The 2877-nt window shown below is 59.0% G+C and carries 3 protein-coding genes and 2 pseudogenes; 3 read left to right on the top strand and 2 right to left on the bottom strand.

Translation table 11 applies throughout. From position 1 onward, the window contains the following. A pseudogene (locus AAC035_RS20305) lies at positions 1-201 on the top strand (thiamine-phosphate kinase); the annotation flags it as partial. Between the two features lie 150 nt (positions 202-351). Here the strand turns inward: AAC035_RS20305 and AAC035_RS20300 are convergent. After that, positions 352-564 carry a DUF6316 family protein gene (locus tag AAC035_RS20300; protein WP_339806929.1) on the bottom strand — a complete coding sequence of 71 codons (213 nt, stop codon included), beginning with the start codon at positions 562-564 and terminating at the stop codon, positions 352-354. Positions 565-878: 314 nt separating this feature from the next. On the opposite strand from AAC035_RS20300, the gene AAC035_RS20295 reads away from it, so the two are divergent. Then, positions 879-1571, top strand: a complete 693-nt coding sequence (locus AAC035_RS20295; protein ID WP_339806928.1) for a DUF2057 family protein — start codon at positions 879-881, stop codon at positions 1569-1571. A gap of 2 nt (positions 1572-1573) precedes the next feature. On the opposite strand, the gene AAC035_RS20290 is transcribed toward AAC035_RS20295, so the two are convergent. Further along, on the bottom strand, positions 1574-2491 hold the full coding sequence (locus AAC035_RS20290; protein WP_339806927.1) for a LysR family transcriptional regulator: 918 nt from the start codon (positions 2489-2491) through the stop codon (positions 1574-1576). Between the two features lie 127 nt (positions 2492-2618). Here AAC035_RS20290 and AAC035_RS20285 point away from each other — a divergent pair. Then, positions 2619-2877, top strand: a pseudogene (locus AAC035_RS20285) (glutathione S-transferase family protein); the annotation flags it as partial.

Raw genomic sequence — 2877 nt, 5'->3', positions numbered from 1 at the left:
GGGGGGGATGACTACGAGTTGTGTTTTACCCTGCCGCCAGAGCATCGCGATGCCCTGTCCCGGTATGTCGGTGTTGGTTTCACCGTCATCGGGGAGGTAGCCGCCGGACGGGAGCTGCGGCTGATTCAGCCCGGGGGCCAGGCACAAACGGTGGGCGCACACAGGGGGTATGATCATTTTGGTACGGCTGATGACCACTGAATTGCAAACACTTGCGCGTTTACCGCTCAGGTTCTGGCTGACGTTGTGAACGGCCAGCGCTGCCACCGAAGGCTCGACGCTGCCGTTGCATTGCCGGGTGTCGGGTGCAACGTCTGCGGCGGTTCGGTCAGGCCCGGCGTTAAGGAATGATCAATGCACTGATAGTGGTCGGGGTACCGCTGGCAGCATGCGGATCACGTGAAGAAAACGCTTGAGCCCGATTTCTGCCCGTTCCCGGGTGGCGAACGGGCCGCTGTCGAAACCTTCGCGGGTGGTAAAATACCACTTGCCGCCGACACTGAAAAACCGGCTGCTGCGGAACGGGACCGGTCCGGCTTCTCCGGAGCGGGTATGAATATCCATGGTGCCTCCTACAGCGAATCTGAGGGCGAATGCCGGTGTGTGAAAGCGCTCATTGTCTGCCTGCAGGGTTTCATCTGAGGTGTCCCAGTTTGCAAAGCAAAAGCTGATTTGTTGGCGCACTGTTTAAAATTAATCCATTTTGTGCGAAATTCAACACTTTTTTACAATTCAGTGGTTGATTTGTTCGGATAGTTTTTGGCTTTTCCCCGTGGCGGGAGCTTTCAGTAAACAGAATTACGTTGATTTTAATGGCCCATCCGTTCACCAGTGTGTGCGGAGGCTGCCCACTGTATCGGCTACCCTGGAGGCTGCCTGTGTTGGTTCCTGAAAGAATATCTATCAGCGAAAGGGTTCGCGCGACCCTGGAACAGATCTCCGGGGCCCGGCTGGGCATGCTGCTGGGTTTGGTTGTTGTTATCTCTGGCTGTAGCTCCATGACCCGGGTCCAGACCTGGGAGGGGCAGGCGGTCAGCGAGCGTGAAATCGCGACACTGAAGGCGCCGTCGACAATTACCGTCAGTGAAGTGAATGGTCGCTCCATGGATGAGTTCCTGCTGACCGATGTCGCGGTTGATTACCAGCTTCTGGTCGGCAACAACACGGTTGTTTTCAGTCATAAAACGATCTGGGCGCGGCCTTCCGGAACAGGTACCGGGAACGCCAGGGTTGCGGTGATTGAGTCAGAACCGCAGGTGGTTGAATTTGAGGCCCGGGCCGGGGAAGTTTATCGCTTCGAGGTGCCGGAGGTCACTGACCGGCGTGAGGCGGAAGCCCTTGCCGGGGCGTTTCGTGCCAGTATCGTGGATTCGGCCGGCAACCGGGTAGCGGATGCCGCTCCCCAGGGGGCGGTCAGGGCCAGCGAGCCATCCGGCCCGTCGGCCCGGCAGCCAGCCGTGCCTGATGCTGCCGCTGAAGAGCGGGACGATACGCTGGGTGCTCTGCAGAACCTGTGGCGTGAAGCTTCAGATGAACAGCGACGGGAATTCCTGCGCTGGGCCTTGGATTAGTTTTACTCCGGGTCTGCCAGCCAGTCGGAAAAGTAATCCGGCTGGCTCAGGGTGTCCCAGAACCAGGTGAGCGCCTTACCCCGGTCCTCACTGTGTTTGGCAATATGCAGCTGGATGGGGTCTCGCTGGGCGTCCGTGGTCAGGGCCACCAGCTGGCCCGAGGCCAGCTGGTGGCGGATCAGTGACCTGGGCAGCCAGCCCACTCCCAGTCCGGCTTCCTGGAGTGCGATTTTCTGGCTCATGTTGGAGACCGTGACGGTTCGTTGCCGCCGGAAAATGCCGGCAGTGCCCGGGGTCAGGTTGCGGGAACTATCCGCAGCCACCGCCGCCGGATAGCGGGCAATGTCTTTTTCTGTCAGGGGGGCGCTGGTCGCTGCCAGGGGGTGCTCCGCGCTGACGGCAAACACAAAGTGCATGCGTCCGAGGGAGTGAGTGGTGAAGGGCCCGGCGGGCCGGCTGATCTGGTCTGCGCCAACCACAAGATCCACTCTCCGGCTTTGCAGGGCATCCCAGGTGCCCGCAAAAACCTCTTCAATTAACTGAACTTCCACTGGGATGCCCAGTTCGTAAAACGTCTTCAGCGCCGGGAACAATGCTTGTGCCGGAAGCAGTGAGTTAAAGCCGATTTTCAGCCTTGTTTCCCAGCCCTGGGCCACCTGCCGGGTGGTGTGGGCGAGGGCGTCGGTGGCCTCAAGCAGGGCCCTGCCTTCGTTCAGCAGATATCGTCCGGCCGGCGTCAGAGTCGCGCGGTGACCGCTGCGATCAAAAATCTCGACATCCAGATCTTCTTCCAGTTTTTGTACGGTATAGCTGATGGCCGAGGGTACCCGGAACAGCTCCCCGGCAGCGCCGGCAAAACTGCCTTTGCGGTCAATGGCATCAAGAACTTTGAGGGCGTCGATAGTAATGGCTGTATGCATGTTCGAATTATCTGAAGGTGATGGCCAGAAATGCTTGTTTGAGAGGTTAGCAGCTCCGTGGGTATCCTGTCGTCCTTGAAGTTTGCTACGTACTACGTGGCCAATTCGTATTGGTGAGGATGGCAGTATGGGACTTTTGATCGACGGCAAGTGGCACGACGCATGGTACGACACTGACAAGACCGGTGGAAAATTTGAACGGGAGGCTGCCCGCTTTCGCAACTGGGTAACGGTCGACGGTGCGCCCGGTCCCGACGGTGACGGTGGCTTCAAGGCGGAATCCGGACGCTATCACCTTTACGTATCACTGGCCTGTCCCTGGGCCCATCGCACCCTGATTTTTCGCAAGCTGAAAGGGCTTGAGCGCCACATCGGTGTTTCGGTTG

Source organism: uncultured Marinobacter sp. (assembly GCF_963974375.1).
Lineage (GTDB): Bacteria > Pseudomonadota > Gammaproteobacteria > Pseudomonadales > Oleiphilaceae > Marinobacter.
The sequence above is the reverse complement of the archived record's forward strand: the minus strand, read 5'-3'. Positions and strand labels throughout refer to the sequence as shown.

Coding starts and splice junctions, on each gene's coding strand:
- AAC035_RS20300 (WP_339806929.1), bottom strand. CDS start 564: ATGGATATTCATACCCGCTCCGGAGAAGCCGGACCGGTCCCGTTCCGC.
- AAC035_RS20290 (WP_339806927.1), bottom strand. CDS start 2,491: ATGCATACAGCCATTACTATCGACGCCCTCAAAGTTCTTGATGCCATT.